Origin of the sequence: Enterococcus sp. AZ163 (assembly GCF_050498925.1) — a bacterium.
Lineage (GTDB): Bacteria > Bacillota > Bacilli > Lactobacillales > Enterococcaceae > Enterococcus_A > Enterococcus_A ferrettii.
On record NZ_JBIPAO010000001.1, the window covers coordinates 113,704 to 129,564 of the forward strand.

14 protein-coding genes are annotated in these 15,861 nt (G+C 40.6%); 3 read left to right on the top strand and 11 right to left on the bottom strand.

Features of this window, described 5'->3' with window-relative positions; all coding sequences use genetic code 11:
- Nucleotide 1: 1 nt before the first annotated feature.
- Nucleotides 2-1,207, bottom strand: coding sequence for an O-antigen ligase family protein (locus tag IGI46_RS00570; protein WP_429972645.1), 1,206 nt, complete (start codon nucleotides 1,205-1,207; stop codon nucleotides 2-4).
- A gap of 373 nt (nucleotides 1,208-1,580) precedes the next feature.
- On the opposite strand from IGI46_RS00570, the gene IGI46_RS00575 reads away from it, so the two are divergent.
- Nucleotides 1,581-3,113, top strand: coding sequence for a helix-turn-helix domain-containing protein (locus IGI46_RS00575; protein WP_429972646.1), 1,533 nt, complete (start codon nucleotides 1,581-1,583; stop codon nucleotides 3,111-3,113).
- Nucleotides 3,114-3,151: 38 nt separating this feature from the next.
- Here IGI46_RS00575 and IGI46_RS00580 read toward each other — a convergent pair whose 3' ends face one another.
- Both IGI46_RS00580 and IGI46_RS00585 read right to left on the bottom strand, forming a co-directional pair.
- Entirely contained in the window at nucleotides 3,152-3,910 is a 759-nt protein-coding gene (locus IGI46_RS00580) for a tyrosine-protein phosphatase (RefSeq protein WP_429964426.1), read from the bottom strand.
- A 15-nt stretch (nucleotides 3,911-3,925) separates the two neighbouring features.
- On the bottom strand, nucleotides 3,926-4,741 hold the full coding sequence (locus tag IGI46_RS00585; RefSeq protein WP_429964427.1) for a putative ABC transporter permease: 816 nt from the start codon (nucleotides 4,739-4,741) through the stop codon (nucleotides 3,926-3,928).
- Between the two features lie 123 nt (nucleotides 4,742-4,864).
- Here IGI46_RS00585 and IGI46_RS00590 point away from each other — a divergent pair, with 123 nt between their 5' ends.
- Together IGI46_RS00590 and IGI46_RS00595 are read left to right on the top strand one after the other, a co-directional pair.
- The gene (locus IGI46_RS00590; protein ID WP_429972647.1) at nucleotides 4,865-6,592 is read left to right on the top strand and encodes an ABC transporter ATP-binding protein; all 1,728 of its coding nucleotides are present in this window, start codon (nucleotides 4,865-4,867) and stop codon (nucleotides 6,590-6,592) included.
- Nucleotides 6,585-8,348 carry an ABC transporter ATP-binding protein gene (locus IGI46_RS00595; protein WP_429972648.1) on the top strand — a complete coding sequence of 588 codons (1,764 nt, stop codon included), beginning with the start codon at nucleotides 6,585-6,587 and terminating at the stop codon, nucleotides 8,346-8,348. Before IGI46_RS00590 ends, IGI46_RS00595 begins: the two co-directional genes overlap by 8 nt.
- Nucleotides 8,349-8,419: 71 nt before the next feature.
- On the opposite strand, the gene IGI46_RS00600 is transcribed toward IGI46_RS00595, so the two are convergent.
- From IGI46_RS00600 to IGI46_RS00635, 8 genes are all read right to left on the bottom strand, one after another.
- Nucleotides 8,420-9,568 (bottom strand): glycoside hydrolase family 3 protein, encoded by a 1,149-nt coding sequence (locus tag IGI46_RS00600; protein ID WP_429972649.1) that lies wholly within the window; start codon nucleotides 9,566-9,568, stop codon nucleotides 8,420-8,422.
- Nucleotides 9,569-9,706: 138 nt separating this feature from the next.
- Complete coding sequence (locus tag IGI46_RS00605; protein WP_429972650.1) at nucleotides 9,707-10,390, bottom strand: helix-turn-helix domain-containing protein; 684 nt, start codon at nucleotides 10,388-10,390, stop codon at nucleotides 9,707-9,709.
- 239 nt (nucleotides 10,391-10,629) lie between these two features.
- Nucleotides 10,630-11,241 carry a hypothetical protein gene (locus IGI46_RS00610; RefSeq protein ID WP_429972651.1) on the bottom strand — a complete coding sequence of 204 codons (612 nt, stop codon included), beginning with the start codon at nucleotides 11,239-11,241 and terminating at the stop codon, nucleotides 10,630-10,632.
- A gap of 99 nt (nucleotides 11,242-11,340) precedes the next feature.
- Nucleotides 11,341-12,285 (bottom strand): rhodanese-related sulfurtransferase, encoded by a 945-nt coding sequence (locus IGI46_RS00615; protein WP_429972652.1) that lies wholly within the window; start codon nucleotides 12,283-12,285, stop codon nucleotides 11,341-11,343.
- 142 nt (nucleotides 12,286-12,427) lie between these two features.
- A complete protein-coding gene (locus tag IGI46_RS00620; RefSeq protein WP_429972653.1) occupies nucleotides 12,428-13,546 on the bottom strand; it encodes a DUF3089 domain-containing protein in 1,119 nt (372 codons plus the stop codon).
- An 86-nt stretch (nucleotides 13,547-13,632) separates the two neighbouring features.
- A complete protein-coding gene (gene rsmA, locus IGI46_RS00625; RefSeq protein WP_429964438.1) occupies nucleotides 13,633-14,520 on the bottom strand; it encodes a 16S rRNA (adenine(1518)-N(6)/adenine(1519)-N(6))-dimethyltransferase RsmA in 888 nt (295 codons plus the stop codon).
- A complete protein-coding gene (rnmV, locus tag IGI46_RS00630; RefSeq protein WP_207702855.1) occupies nucleotides 14,517-15,083 on the bottom strand; it encodes a ribonuclease M5 in 567 nt (188 codons plus the stop codon). Before rnmV ends, rsmA begins: the two co-directional genes overlap by 4 nt.
- A complete protein-coding gene (locus tag IGI46_RS00635; RefSeq protein WP_429964439.1) occupies nucleotides 15,076-15,852 on the bottom strand; it encodes a TatD family hydrolase in 777 nt (258 codons plus the stop codon). The genes rnmV and IGI46_RS00635 overlap by 8 nt, the downstream gene beginning before the upstream one ends.
- Nucleotides 15,853-15,861 lie beyond the last annotated feature (9 nt).

Genomic DNA, 15,861 nt, shown 5'->3' on the forward strand with positions numbered 1-15,861 from the left:
TTCAGCCTAGCTGCTCCTTCTTTATTTCTTGAATAAACATGGCCATAACGCCAAATACCGTCGCCGATAGTGCCGAAAAGAATACATGGCCTACTAAGAAACTGTAAATAATTGTGAAGAGTAACAGGAACAACCCAAATTTACTGGTGCCTTTATTAAGAATAATGAACCAGAAATAGCTCACTACTAGGACAAGCACAACTAAACCAATCATTCCATAAGAGAAAAACATATCGAAGAAATCCATTTCGATAAGCCCGCCCTTTCGTCCATACCAGTCCCACCGATTCTCAAAGCCGCTGCCAAACCAAAAGATGGCCTGATTATTGGGTGTTTGTAAAAATTGTTCATTAGCATCCCTCAAATAAACATTTCTAGAACTCAGAAGCAGGCGCAGCCAATCGTCCTGATACAACGTTTTGAAATAAACAAATCGGGTAATTACACTAGACAAAGACTTCAGTATAAATTCTTTCCCTTTCACTACTAGCAATAAAAACAGCAGCAGTAAAAACTCAAACACAAAGAATTGTTCGTAGAGGGTTCGGCTCCGATAGTGAGAAATAAAATAAATGACCAAATAAAGAGAATACAAAACACCTGCCAGCAAGCCTGATTTCGTTCCCAAAATCACTAGACAATACAGATTAGAAAAATAAAGAACCAATAATACTATGGTTGGGAAGGGTTTCTCCCGGCGGATTAAAAACCAGCCAATTAAAAACAACAGAATCAAGAAGGCATAGGCAATATCGTTTGTTGCAAAGTAGAAGCCTTTAAATCCAGCTGTTTCGTCATAGGTATTATTGCCAATCCCCAAGAGATAAGGGATGACTAAACCGCCAACCAAGAAACTATCTAATACAATGGTTAACCAAGCCATTTTTTTCAGCGAAAACTGTTCTTGATATTGTTCAGCAAAAAAAGGAATCAATAAACATAAGGAAAAACGGATAATGTATGAAAGCTCCTTGATCAAAGCTGGTATCCCCGTTCTAAAGTAAAAGGACTGAATGACACAAACCAAAATCAGTGAGACCAATGAAAGAAGTAACAGAAAAAAGATTCCTGATCGCCTGATTCCTTGAAGCAGCACGCTATATAGAATAAAGCAGATAAATAATAGTCTATATGCAATCCCCAGAGGAACTTCATGCCCATATGTGATAAAAACGCCATTGAAAATATCTACCAATGGAAAAATCATTAGTAATATCAAAAAAAAATAACTTCTTATACGATCACCCAAACTATTTCCCCTCTTTTGTAAACTGAACACCTCACTAACCCTCGATGTTCCCTTAAGCACGGTTAATAATAAGCTAACTATTAACCAATTAAACGTCTAATTTTGTTCGTTTAGCGTCTTTTTTTGACCGATCAAACAGGATTTTAAAGTATAAAATAATATTTAAATAGTCCAAAACAGATTTTTTTGTTTCTATTAAGTTAAAAATCCTGCAATCACACAGAAAATCATGTTTTCATTTTTTAATTAATTATTTTATGAGTTAAACATTTATTAGGAGATTTTACTGCATGTCTGGTTTGTTAGGTAGGAAAGGGGTTAGTCTATAAGGATGTTTTCAATTGATTATTTAGCTTCACTGTTTGATAAGGAAACGATTACTAAGATTAAAATTGTTTATTTACTAAAGGAGAAGAAAACCTGGTTGTCCATTGATGAATTGTCTTCACAATTGGGCATCAACCAGCGAACTATTTTAAAATATCTTGCTTTTATTGAAGAAGATATCTCCGCCTTTTCCATGAACGCGGACATTTGTTTAGAGAAGCATGAACGCAAAGGATTTTTCTTATCTTATGACTTTGATCCAACGTTAAGTGATTTAGTCTTCTTCATGATCGAGCAAACGATTAACTACAAGTTGTTGATGGATATTTTTTTCGGAAAGATACATTCAATTATTCAGTTTTCCCATAATTTCTACGTTAGTGAATCTTCCTTATGGCGAATGATTAACAAATTCCGCAAAAAACTTCTGCCGATGGGCATTGCTATCGAGCGACGATCCCTAAATTTATTAGGAAATGAAATTCAAATTCGGAAATTAAGCTATTTTCTGTTAGTCAACTCTTATGCAAAAGGGTACTGGCCTTATACGAGTACAACAAAGCTGTTAACTGAAAGACTGGTCAAAAAGATCATCGACTTTTTTCATCTATGTCTGTCTGATTATGAATATATGAAAGTATTTTGCATGGTTGCGGTTTGTATTGAACGGACGAAGCAGGAGAAGCATGTCATTTTAACCAAGGAATTATCGGAGAACATCGACAACAATGAGCTGTTCACTCGCTTTGCAAATGAGTTAAGAGATGTTTTACCTAAACAAGCACATCGAAGAGACGAAGTCGGTTTTCTATTTCTATATATTTTCACTAGAGATGAAGCTTTCAATGATACCTATATTCGTAAGCTTTTTCTCAACTTTCATCAAGAAAAAAATACGCAATTATCTCAATCCGTGCATACATTAAAAGATCATTTATCGCTGAATCATAACTTTATTGTCCCGAAAGACGAGCTCCAGCTGATTAATAAGTGCTTGTACAGTGCTCACTTATATTGCCAGCTTTTTCAAAACAGAGAACAATCTGCTTCTGCCGAATCTATGTTTCAGTTCAATACGATGGTTTCACCGCATCTAATAATGAAAACCAAAGAATTGATTCACCTGCTCTATCACGAAACGGGGTTTTCCCTTTTTAAAGAAACGGATTATTTATTGAGTATTTATCCATTATTATTTGAAGTAATTACTCCTATCCCTAAAATGGAGGAGCCTTTACGTATTTTTTTTGTGTCAGATTTATCAAATCTGGAAGAACATCGGCTGATTAATCGGATTAAAACTGAATTTTTAGGACATATAAATTTGGAAATCTATACTCATCACGATTGTTTAATTGATTTTCAAACGATTGATTTAGTTCTTTCCACTAAACGAACGATTACAAATGGGTATTCAAAAATTCCAAACGTGGCTATTCCAAAGGAACCCTCGAAACTTGATTTTTACAATCTGGAAACTAAATTACATAAAATGTATGTGCAAAGGGAACAGCCAAAAGAGCTTATTTCCCTCTAACTTCGACGGAAATAAGCTCTTCTTGTGCATCGCATTTTTTAGAAAAAGCGACTTCGTTTTATCTTTTGAAAGCCCGGCCGCTGAACCGGATCCCCATTCAGCAAATCTTTTGCCATCTGTTCCATGGCCTGCGCATAATCGATTCCAACATTCTTCTCAATTTCTTGATAGGCCTCTTTTAAATAGAAACCACGATGCTGAATACTGTGGGCATCGGAAGCAACCATGTAAACGAGTTTGTTCTCCAGCATCGTTTTAGCCGTTTTTTGAATCTTTCTGCCAAAGAAGCCCGTAATACTGGGCGCTGTTAACTGAGTCAACGCGCCCATTTCTAAATAAGGCAGTAGACGATTCGGATCTTGACCAAAGAAGGCATTTCGCTCTGGATGTACAATCACTGGCGTATAGCCTTGCCCAATCAACTGGAAAAAGAGCTGCTCAGCATATGCAGGTACTTCCAATGTTGGAAATTCTACTAACAAGTAGTGATTGTCCAAGTCAGTAAACAAGATCTCTTGCTGTTGGATTGCCTCCATCAGTTCCCCCGTTATCCGTACTTCTTGTCCTTCAAACAGCGTCAATTCAATTCCTCGCCGGTCTAATTCCTGCTGCAGATTTTGAACAGCAGGAATTATTTTTGAAGCTGGATTATCGTAACGACCGTTGTTATGATGGGGCGTACATAGAATATGTGTAATCCCTTGCCGAATTGCTTCGTGGGCCATGGCTATACTTTCATCAAGGGTTTGCGGACCATCATCCATCCCAGGAAGAATATGACAATGTAAATCAATCATACGTATCACTCCTAACTATTTGCTGTCTTTGCGCAGTTCCTTCACCAATTTTCGAATTTCTTCGATTGAACTGCTAAAATCCTTGGACTGCATATTAGGAAAGCCGGACAGGAAGCGGCGCTCCTGCAAATTCAAACGAGGCAAGCGTCGGCTGCCTTCTTTTGGCTGACGCAGCTCTGCCAGCCAATCGTAGTGATCGGAAACTTGCTGCTTGATTTCTGATAGCCGCAAACTGGAAAGGTCCTTGTTTTCCTCCACTGTCTGCTGCAGCTGGCCCTTCTTTTCTTGGATGGCTTCATTTAACTCATTTAATCCGCGACGGAAAGCTGGCACACTGCTTAAGGTAAAGCCTAAATCAAAGCTGATCAGCATCAGTAATCCAATCGGCAGAAAAATGCCAAAACGGTCACTCCAGTTAGCTGCCAGCAGCATTAACCGCGGGTTTACTACTTCAACAATTAGTAAACAGCAGATCCCCCAGAAAATCGAAACCGGTACAGCCACTCGACCATTAATGTTAAGGGGGACTTGGTTATAATCCCAAAGACTGGCATGGAATAGTCTCTCCAATAAAAAGCTGGTAACGTATTCTAATGCGGTTATTAGAATGAAAGCCAGACAAAAAACCACAAGCTCATTGTTCTGATAAGGTGCAATAAAGTATAAAACCCCCAGTACACCAAAGCCGTAAATAGGTGTGATTGGTCCTAACAGAAAGCCTCGATACACAAATTTCTTAGCTTTAATCGAACAATAAATGGTTTCCCACACCCAGCCAATCAAGGAATAACAAAAAAATAAAAGCACTACAATTGAAAATTCTCGTTCCATCGTTCCCCTCCTTCTGTTTGATTCTACCAGATTTCTGCAAAATCTCGTATCAAATTTCGTCCGTTTTCTAACAAAATGAGCTACAATGGGAGAGAACCCTATTTTTAAGGAGGGAATTTTACTATGGTTCGGCTATTACGTTACGCCAAAGAATATCGAAAACAAATGATTCTTGGCCCCTTTTTTAAATTTTTAGAGGCTGTCTTCGAACTGGTTTTACCTTTGTTTATGGCTCGCTTAGTTGATGAAGGAATTGCCAAAAACAATCAAGGAAAGGTCATTGAAATGGCTTTGTGGATGTTCGGATTGTCTATTCTTGGCCTGCTTTGTGCTCTGGTTTGTCAATATTATGCCTCGATTGCTTCGCAGGGCTTCGGCACTGTACTGAGAAATCAACTGATGACTCACATCAACCGCTTTGCTCATAAAGAATTGAACCGTTTTGGGACAGATACTTTAATTACTCGAATGACCAACGATATCAATCAAATGCAGCAGGCTTTGGCTATGCTGATTCGCTTGGTAGTGCGAGCGCCTTTCTTAAGCATTGGTTCAGTCATTATGGCCTTCTATATTGATTGGCAAATGGGACTTATTTTTTTGATTCTATTGCCTTTTTTCTGTTTAATTTTGTATTTCATTATTCACTATTCCGTTCCTTTGTATCGAAAGGTTCAGCATCAGCTGGATCAATTGAACCAATTAGTTACGCAAAATTTAAGTGGAGTAAGAGTCATTCGCGCCTTTGCTCGTACCAAAACAGAAACTGATCATTTTAGCGAGAAGACCGTTGAACTATCGGATCTAAACCAGAAAGTTGCGAACATCTCGGCTTTGCTGTCACCTAGCACTACCTTAATTATGAATATTGGTGTCGTTGCACTGCTTTATTTTGGCGGCTTTAAAGTAAATATTGGAAACTTAGAACAAGGGCAGGTTTTAGCATTAATCAATTACATGAATCAAATGCTGCTGGCATTGATTGTTGTCTCCAACCTAGTAGTGCTATTTACTCGAGCAGCTGCCTCAGCCAACCGGATCAATGAAGTCTTTGATACCGAACCTTCTTTAGTTGAGGAATCCAAAGCTGTAGAGCCGGATGCCTCTGCTCCACTGGTTCGTTTTGACCATGTAGATTTTCGTTACACAGAAGATTCAGGCTTGGCTCTGGAGGATATTACCTTTGATTTACCGGAAAATGAAATCTTGGGAATTACTGGCGCCACTGGTAGTGGAAAATCGACATTGATTCAATTGATTCCACGCTTTTATGACGCTTCTAATGGACAAGTATTCGTTGAAGGCAATGATGTTAAGGATTGGCCTTTGAAGCAATTGCGTTACGAAATCGCCATGGTTCCTCAAACGGCTGTCTTGTTTACTGGAACAATTCGGGAAAACTTGCAGTGGGGAAAACCGGATGCCACTGACGAAGAATGTTGGCAGGCGCTGGATACTGCTCAGGCAACGGAATTTGTTAAAGGCTTACCTGAAGGTTTAGACACGCCGATTTTTGAAAACGGAAAAAACTTTTCTGGCGGTCAACGACAACGTTTAACGATTGCTAGAGCGCTAATTCGTAAACCTAAGCTGCTGATTTTGGATGATTCTCTCTCTGCTTTGGATTATCAGACCGATTTGGATTTGCGAACTGCCTTGAAAAAAGAGTTGAATGCTTCTGTCATTATCATTTCTCAGCGTTTACGGTCAATTCAGGATGCACCGACTATTCTGCTGCTAGACAATGGCAAGCTGGTAGCTAAGGGCAGCCATATGCAATTGATGCAGGACTCCGAAATGTATCAAGAATTGGCGGACTCACAGGCTGAAGGAGGCGAATCTCATGAATAAAAAGAAAAGCTTCTTTCGTTCGCTTAAGTTATTTGGTCCTTATCTAGCCGCTTATCCGAAAGAATTAACTGCTGCGGTTATCCTAGGATTTGCCAACGGTATTACTTCAGTTATGATGACTTACTATATTGGTGTAGGTATTAATCAAATGGTGAGTGCTGGACAAGTCGATTTTAACCATCTTTTCTACATTTTGCGTCTATTTATCGGTCTATTCTTAGTTACCGTGGTCAGTCAATATTTGATTCAACGAATTGGAAATAAGGTAGCCTTTGATTCAGTTGCCAGCTTGCGGGATAGAACCTTCCGCCATTTGAATCAGTTGCCGCTAAGCTATTACGACCAGTCCTCTCAGGGAGACATCGTGAGTCGCTTTACGAATGACATGGATAATATATCCATAGCTGTTTCGGCAGTATTTAACCAAGTCTTTTCGGGCATGTCAGTCGTGCTGGTTGCACTGGTTTTCATGTTGTATCTTAGCCCATTACTCACTTTAGTCGTATTGGTAGCAACACCGATTATTTTCTTAATTACTTATATTGTAGCTCGGACTTCGCAAAAATACTTTACGAGTCAACAACGAATCGTTGGACAAATTTCCGGTTTCATTACCGAAATGGTGGGCAATCAAAAGATCGTGAAGTCCTTCCAACGTGAAGAGGTTAACCAGCAAAATTTTGAGCGGATCAATCAAGAGTTGTATGTACGTGGGCAAAAGGCGCAATTCGCCTCTTCCCTCACCAATCCGTCTTCACGTTTTGTCGATCACTTAGGCTATCTAATGGTCGGCTTAGTCGGCGGTTTGTTGGCATTGCAGGGCTCTCATGGCATTACCATTGGCATGATCTCCAGTTTCACGATTTATTCCAGTCAGTTTACCAAACCATTCATTGAGCTGTCAGGAATTACCATTCAGCTGCAAACTGCGATCGCTGGTTTGGATCGTTCCTTTGATTTACTGAATCAGCCGGTTGAAAAACCGGATCTTGTTGAGGCAATCGCTTTGGATCAAGTAAAGGGTGAAGTAACATTTGATCACGTATACTTCAGTTACCGTCCTGGTCAAAAACTAATCGAAGACTTTAACTTGAAGGTAAAACCGGGTGAAACGATCGCGATTGTTGGTAAAACTGGGGCTGGCAAGTCTACCTTAGTAAATTTGCTGATGCGTTTTTACGAGGTTGATCAGGGAAGTATCAAAATTGATGGTACCGATATTCGCGAAATCCAGCGAGAAAGTCTACGAAAACATTTCGGAATGGTCTTACAGGAAACTTGGTTGATGGACAGCAGTCTAAGAGCCAATTTGCGTTACGGTCGAAAAGAAGCAACGGATGAAGAAATTTATGCCGCATTGAAAGATGCTTATATGTATGAATTTGTTATGCGTCTGCCGAAGAAATTGGATACCGTAATTGGTGAAGCTGGTCTAAAACTTTCAGATGGGCAACGGCAATTGTTGACGATTGCTCGGACAATGATTAGTCGTCCTCCCATGCTGATCTTGGATGAAGCAACTAGTTCAGTTGATACCTTAACTGAGAAAAATATTCAAAATGCTTTCTTAAAAATGATGTCTGGACACACTAGCTTTGTCATTGCTCATCGGTTATCCACCATCCAAAATGCTGATCAAATCTTAGTTTTAGATCAAGGTCAGATTGTGGAAGTTGGAACACATGATGAACTGCTGCAGGCTGGCGGTTACTATAAACGTTTGTACCAAGCACAATTTTCTAATCAAGGAGTATAAAAAAACTGCCCTCTTGCAAGAAGCAAGCTCTGCTAAATTAGTCGAGCGGCTTACAAGAGGCGCAGATTTTTTTATTTTATTAGACCCAACTCAGCTTTCCATTGCAGCACTCGTTCAACTGATTGATTCAGCTGCTCTTCGCTATAGTCGCCCTTTTGAATTGCCTGTAGAATGTAAGGTATTTGACTGCTATAGCTGGAGGATAGAATCAAGTCGTTGCCAGCCTGTAAGGCTTGAAGCCCGGCTTCTTCTTGAGAGGTGAAGGCCGCTAATCCTGCCATATCCATATCGTCGGTCATTACCACACCATCAAAGCCTAATTCTTGGCGAATCACTTCATGAACTTTGGGTGAAATAGACGCTGGTCGTTCTGAATCTAGGGCATTCACAATATTATGAGAAACCATGATACTGTCTGCGCCAGTCTGAATCCCTGCCTTGAAAGGTATGAAATCAGTACCGCGCAATTCTTCCAATGAACGATCATCGGTGACAATTTCCACATGGGAATCCCGATTATTACCATATCCAGGGAAGTGTTTTAACGTTGAACCTATTTGAGCCTGCTTCATTGCTTCTACGCTTTTGGTCACATATTCACTGGTACCAGCAGCATCCATACCAATAGTACGGTCATAGATGAATGATTCAGGATCAGTAGAAACATCAGCATCTGGGGCCATCCCTACTTGAATGCCTAATTCGTGAAAAATGGTGCCCTTACGAGTAATATCATCTACGATTGCCTGCCATCCACCAGCTTGATAGAGTTCCTGTGGGCTAGGAAATGGCGGGTCAATTAATTGGTTGCGGCTCAGCCGAGTAACCAGCCCTCCTTCCTCATCAGAACCAATCAGCATAGGGTATTTGCTCGTTTCCTGATAGCTTTTGATTTTCTGTTGCAGAGAATCAGTTGTTTCCCCCTGCATATCCCGATCAAACAGCAAATAGCCGCCTAAATGATAGGTTTGAATATCTTCCAACTGGTTTTCTGACGGAACCCGAACAAGGAACAGCTGACCTACCTTTTCTTCGATTGTCATTTGATCCAACATGTCCTTTACCTGTCCTTTTTCTGATACACTTGGTGCTTCAGTTGTTGCTGCAGTAGATGACTGCTGATTTTCTTTGGTATTGTCGGTTCCTGAATTGGTACTGCATGCACTTAAAGCAAGTCCCAACAATGCAGCGAATACTAAATAAACTCTATTTTTTGCCATGAGTGCCTCCTTCAACCGTTTCATTTTAACACGAAGTTTTTAACTTTTACGAAAAAAAGACTCACTTCATGGCTTCAGGAGTTCTGAGAACTGTTTCTACCAAAAAAGGTCCGGCTGTTGGGAGCCGAACCTTTCTGTTTATTGTTTTAAAATATAGCCCTTGCGCCAGACAGTTTGGATGATTTCACCATCAATGTCATTGGCTTTGAATTTTACCCGCATATTTTTTATTAATGAGGACAATTGAACCATTCTTGATTGAGTTGATTCTGCCCACAATAGTTGACACAGTTCTTCTCGAGCAACAGTACGTCCTCGTTCCTGCTTTAACTTTTGGAAAATCTTGAATTCGCTGGCTGATAAGGAAGCCAGTACATTTTCCATTTGCTTGTTGTCAACTTTTGAGAATTGATCCTGCGTAAAAGTATGGGTTATTGGATTCTCTGCCCCCATAGTGTAAAAAGGAGAAGCAATCAATTCACGTATTTCTTCTGTAGAAGCTTCAGAATACATCCAGTCAGTAATTTGTTCCTGACTTAAGATAGACTTCTCTTCCTCGACAAATGAACGGTCCGCTTTACGGAAAATTAGGCGGCCTTCTTTTACTAATCGCGGCAAAACGGTTTGGACTTCTCGACAGGAGATGGTTTCACTTAGAATCACAACGGAAAAATAATCGGCTAAATCAGCCCCGGGATCTCCAGCAATCAACGAATGCAGCGTACTTGAAGATGTAAACACTTCGAAGTTCAAACGTTGCAGCTTCTGTAACAGTTCTTGCTCAGACAAGACATTTTTGCTTAGTAGTAGTATTCTAATCATGCTTTCCCTCTTTTTTATTAATTTTGTAAAAATTAAACTTTCTATTACTATACAATAAAATAATATTATAGTCTTGATTTTTTAGAAAATTCTTTTTTGTTCAATGTTTGTTATTAAAGTGCTCTAACCCCTTTAAACACGCGGTTTTTGTCTTCTTTTTTCATATTTTTTATAAAACAAAAAATATTTAGTTGTTTTTACGACCTCTAAAATGCAAAAAACCGCAGTAAAAACTGCGATTAGGCGATTACTTTCTTCAATTCTTTCTCATGCTTAATTGCTTTATCAAAGATTGGTAAGTTGAAATGCTTGTATAACGTGCCGGAAATAAAGTAGGCAATATTGTAATCCACCAAGCTGTGGACCACACCACCAATTCCCATCAGTACAAAAACGGTATAGATGTATCCTTGTGAGTAGTAAGTATCCGGCATGTTCCCCATAAAGTAGAAAACACTGACCACAACCATTTCAACCGCAGAATGAATGATAGCGATAATTAGATTAAATAGTTGAAATTTGCCGTTGGCTAAAGTGAATTGGCCTTTTTTGAATACAATCTCCGGATGCTTTTGCAGATAGTATGCGCCTATTACTGCGAATACTAAATGGGACAGTGCGCGTAAAGCAATAATTGGTGAAGTCGAAATGAAGAAACCAAATGCCGTTCCTAAGGCTACCGCCACCGCCATGCCTGGTGAAAAGAACATCGCAATAAAGACGGGTACATGACTGGCTAAGGTGAAGGAAGCCGGCGGAATTACCACCTTCGGCATAATCATTGGAATCAGCACTCCTAACCCAATTAGTAAAGCTGAAATCGTTAAATGCTTAACAGAATTATTTTTCATTATTTCCTCCAAGTGTCTTGACATAGATGACTGTGTTCTAGTTTAGTTGAAACTACCGGATGTGTCAAGACACAAAAAAGAAGCATGATGCTCATGCTTCTAACGATTCAGTATTTTTTCCAAACGGCTTTGTTTTTCAGCCTCAGATAATCCGTGCTCCGCTGCATATCGATTATGCTCATGACTTGCACAGTCATAGCAACAAGCGCCTAAATAGCGTGCTTCATTTTCTTCGGAAACTAAAATTTGGCGATTGCATTCGGGGTTGCTGCAGTTGATATACCGTTCACAAGGAGTTCCATCAAACCACTCTTTGCCTACAATTTGCTTATCGACCTGATTGATTTCTACACTGATTCGTTCATCAAAGACATACATTTGACCATCCCAAAGTTCACCCTTGGTAGCCGGATCTTTTCCGTAGTTAGCAATTCCGCCATGGAGCTGGGCCACATCTTCAAATCCTTCCCGCAGCATCCAGCCAGAAAATTTCTCACAACGAATCCCGCCAGTGCAGTAGGTCACAACTTTTTTGTCCATAAACTGTTCTTTATTTGCACGAATCCATTCAGGCAACTCGCGAAAGGCACGAATATCTGGTCGAACGGCTCCACGAAAATGTCCTAAATCATATTCGTAATCGTTTCTCGCATCAATAACTACAGTATTTTCATCTAATAATGCTGCTTTAAAATCTTTCGGCTCTAAATACTTTCCGGTTAACATCTTAGGATTGATATCCTCTTCTAGATTTAAAGAAACCAATTCCTTGCGAGGTCGAACAAACATCTTTTTGAAGGCATGTTCTTCGCTTTCATCCATCTTGAAAAAGGTATCCTTGAAGCGTTCATCTTGATGCATGAAATCCATGTATCGGTCGGTTGCTTCCTTGGTTCCTGACAAGGTTCCGTTAATGCCTTCTTCAGCCACTAAGATACGTCCTTTTAAATCCAACGCGCGACAAAAAGCCAAGTGCTCCTTAGCAAACTGCTCAGGATCTGCAATTGGTGTGTATTGGTAATAAAGTAAAACACGATAATCCATACTAATTCCCCACTTTCTCCATTTACTATACGAAAAGTTTAGAAAATTGACGACTCCTTTGCTTGTTTAGTGATGTACAAACTCATCAAAAAAAGAACTAATCTAAGCGGCAATAAAGCGGCGTTAGATTAGTTCTAATCAATTATTGGACTGGCTCGCCAGTCGTTTCTGTGGGGACAGACTCTTCAGCAGCTGGCGCTTGCGGATGAGCAGCTAAATATTGAGCCACTCGATTTTCAGCATTTTGCTGCAGATTGTAGTAATAAAAGCTAATATCATTGTTGTGGAAGGAGCCTTCCGGGAATATTTTCCGTGTACTCTCTGGCATCGCATAACGAGAAACGTCAGCAGTTGAGCAAATGACTAGCCCTCGAGCCGTATCTACTCGTGCATCTGCAATCCCCATTGCTTTTTCATAGTTACCTTCATCGTTACGTACATAAGAGCCTAAATTCGCCTCTACTGGTGCGGGTGTTTCATCTCTGGTCCAAGTGATTGGATTAATGGCAATCGCTCCAGGAGCGCTGGTAGACAGCTCTCCTGTGAAGTTCTCAGAGACGGTATTGTAAGAAACAATTACGCCAGTATCGTCCGGACCGCTGGCAAATTTCGCTTGCGGATTGGCGTCCAGCTCTGCTTGTGTGACAGATTGTCCTAGAACATAAGCTGCCATCATACGGTCATTTACTTCAGGATTCTTTTTCAAATAGTCAAACAAAATTTCTTTGACCATCGCCGCCCCTTGAGAGTGTCCGACTAAAATGAATGGCCGGCCATTGTTGTAATTCTCAATATAGTAGTGAAAAGCTGCCAAAACATCTGCTTTAGGCACCCCGTTGACATATTCTTCTTGTTTCTCTTTTGATTGAGTTAATAACCAATTCGCGTCTAGCTGACGGTAATAGGGTGCAAAGACATTCCCGCTGCTTTCAAAAGCTGATCCTTGGTTGGCCAAGAAAACCTGTGCTCCTGCTCTCATGCTTAAGTTGTCTATTTTTGAAACGGGTGATTGATTCCCCTGCTTTTGATAAGCAGTCGGATATAAAATGAATACATCAGCTGGATCAGTAGGATCTGTTGTTTTAGCTAACCAGTTATCCACATCATTGTAGTCCGATGCTTCAATGGTGTCCCCTTTTTTTGCAGGTGTTTCCACTGCCGCTGATTGTTTGGTTTCTTCTTTTTTCTCTTTTTGACTGCAGGCCGACAGCAATCCCAAGGCCAACAGCCCGACCATAGAGCCGTAAATTAATTTCTTCATGTGATGCCTCCTTGCAAACAGTATAATTAATTTCTAGCTGAGATAGCAGAGCTGCTTCTCGTTTTTAATAAAAAATACGAAAAGAATTATTCTTCTCGTATCGGTTTATTGGCTTCTAGTGCGTTAGAAAGATTCGCGAACTCTTCTAAAGACAAGGTTTCGCCTCTTCGTTTTGGATCAATCCCCGCTTGCTCTAAACTTTTTTCCAACCAGGCACGGCTGATTTCATCTTTACCGTAGCTGTGCAGTAAATTGTTCCAAAGTGTTTTTCGACGCAACGCAAAGGCTGCCTTCGTTAAACGGAAAAATTCTTTTTCATTGGTTACCGTTACTGCTGGCTGTTCCCGACGGACTAAACGCAGAATGGCTGAATCCACATTGGGCTGCGGAATAAAAACCGTTTTAGGAACGATAAAGGCAGTTGTTGCTTCCATATAATATTGCACAGCAATTGTTAAGGAACCGTAAGCCTTGGTTCCTGGTTCAGCTGAAATACGATCTGCCACCTCTCGCTGCATCATTACGACCATTTCATCAACTGGCAATTCTGAATCCAAGAAATGCATCATAATGGGTGTCGTAATGTAGTAAGGCAGATTTGCTACTACTTTAAGCGGTCCAGCCTGATCAAAGTATTTGGCTTCTTGTACTAAGTTTGCTTTCAGGACATCCTGATGAACCACTTTGATATTCTCATACGGGCTTAAGGTATCCGCTAGTACAGAAATCAGGCGATCATCAATTTCAAAGGCTAAAACCTGATGCGCAGCTCTAGCTAAATGTTCGGTGAGCGCTCCAATACCAGGACCGACTTCAATCACGTTGGTTTGCGCATCAATTCCTGCTGTCGTTACAATTTTTTGTAAAATATTCGGCTCAGTCAAAAAATTTTGACCTAAGCTTTTCTTAAATGAAAAGCCGTGCTTTTTTAAAATTTCTTTCGTTCTTGAGGGTGTCGCTATATCTTTATTCACAGAGTCTCCTCGACTTTCTTCATCGCCGCGTGCAATTCTTCTTCCGTAATCCGAAACATGGCTAAACGCTTCTCCAGTTGCTTTGCGTTTGTATAACCGATACGCAGTTCTTCTCCCAAACGTTCTCGTTTATCTCGGGCTTGAGCTCCCGCTATTAAACCATATTCCATCAGGGTTTGTCTAGGTATAATCGTACCTTTTGTTTCGATCGGTGTAACAACCTGCCTCAAAGCCTCAAGGATCGCCTCATCACTGGCATGTTCAACCCCTAAGCTTGCCCCTCGTTTAGCAGGAGCTGCCATTCTGCGCGACAAAAAGGCATGCTTGGCATCGGGGATTTCCGCCATGATCGTTTTTCGAATTTTTTCCCCTGAAAAATCAGGGTCGGTAAAGACAATCACACCACGAGTATCTTGCGCGTGTTCAATTTGTTCCAAAATATCTTGATTAATCGCTGAGCCTCGTGTTTCGATGGTATCTACTTCTCCAAAGACTTCTTTTAATCGTTTGGTATCATCCTTGCCTTCAACGACAATAATTTCTTCAAATGCTGTCTCAGTCATGGGCACCAATCCTAAATAAGCGACGGGCATTTTCGGTTGTCTGCTGCGCAACGTCTGCTAACGATAATTCCCGCAGTTCAGCTATCTTCTCTGCTACGTAACGAGTATACCCAGGTTCATTGCGTTTGCCTCGGTAAGGCATCGGTGCCAAATACGGCGCATCTGTTTCTACTAACAGCTTATCTAAAGGCACTGCCTTGGCAGCCGCTTGAACTTCTGGCGCATTCTTAAAGGTAACAACACCAGAAAATGAAATGTGCATTCCTAAATCTAGGAAACGCTTGGCCCATTCATCATCGCCACTGAAGCTGTGCATAATCCCGCCGATAGAACGGATGTCTTCTTCCTTCAATACGTTGTAAGTATCCTCCAAAGCTTCCCGCGTGTGGATGCTGATAGGCAGGTTCATTTCTTTTGCAATAGCAATTTGACGACGAAAAACCTTGTCTTGTACTTCTTTTGGGTCCTCCATCCAATGATAGTCCAAACCGATTTCACCTAAAGCAACTACCTTTGGCAAGGTTAATTGCTGGATCAGCTTTTCCTCTATCGCTTTTGTATAGCTGCCCGCTTCAGTAGGATGCCAGCCAATAATCGAGTAGATGCCTTCATAGGTTTGGCTAAGCTCTAAGCTTTTTTCAATCGTTGGTGTTTCAAAGCCTACAACAGCCATCTCTGTAACACCAAGCTCTTTAGCTCGCTCTACAGTTTCAGGAATTTCATCTTTAAATTGTTCCGCATTTAAATGTGTGTGTGAATCAAAAAGCATACATACTCG